Raw genomic sequence first — 841 nt, forward strand, 5'->3', positions numbered from 1 at the left:
CGACGCCGTCCCGGCCACCGCCCGCGAGACGGTCGAGCTCGGCGCTGACCTGCTGCTCACCCACCACCCGTTGCTGCTCCGCGGCGTCACCACGATCGCCGAGTCGACCTACAAGGGCAGCGTGCTCGCCACCCTCGTGCGCGGCGGGGCAGCCCTCGTCGCCGCGCACACCAACGCCGACGTCGTGACGACGGGCACCTCGGCCGTGCTCGCCGACCGGCTCGGCCTGACCGACCAGAGCCCGCTCGAGCCCGGTGCGGACCCGTCGACGGGGATCGGCCGCGTCGGGGTGCTCGCCGAACCGACCACGCTCGGCGCGCTCGCCCGGGCGCTGGTGGACCTCCTGCCCGGCACCGCGACCGGCGTCCGGGTCTCGGGGGAGTTCGACCGGCCCGTCCGCTCCGTCGCGCTCTGCGCCGGCGCCGGTGACGCGTACCTCGGGCACCCCGACGTGCTCGGTGCCGACGTCTACGTCACGAGCGACCTCCGGCACCACCCGGCGTCCGAGTTCCGCGAGCAGGCGATGCTCGTCGGCGGGCCCGCCCTCATCGACACCTCGCACTGGGCCACCGAGTGGCTCTGGCTCGACGTCGCCGCCGAACAACTCCGCCGCGCCGCGGGCGTCCGCGTCACCGTGAGCGACCTCCGCACCGACCCGTGGGACTTCGCCGTCCTGCCGGCCGCCGAACCCACCACCGACACACAAGGAGTCTGACCATGAAGGCAGCACCCGAGGACCAGGTCATCCTCCTCGACGTCCAGCGTCTCGACAACGACGTCACCCGGATCGCGCACCGCATCACGTCGCTGCAGAAGGGCGACCGGCTCACCGAGCTCGGCA

General features: G+C 74.0%; 1 protein-coding gene. It reads left to right on the forward strand.

The window, feature by feature from the left end; all coding sequences use genetic code 11:
* Positions 1-715 (forward strand): Nif3-like dinuclear metal center hexameric protein (locus BIV03_RS07630; protein WP_071295237.1); only part of this gene is annotated, 715 nt, incomplete at its 5' end.
* Positions 716-841 lie beyond the last annotated feature (126 nt).

Origin of the sequence: Curtobacterium sp. MCBA15_016 (assembly GCF_001865105.1) — a bacterium.
Taxonomy (GTDB): Bacteria; Actinomycetota; Actinomycetes; order Actinomycetales; family Microbacteriaceae; genus Curtobacterium.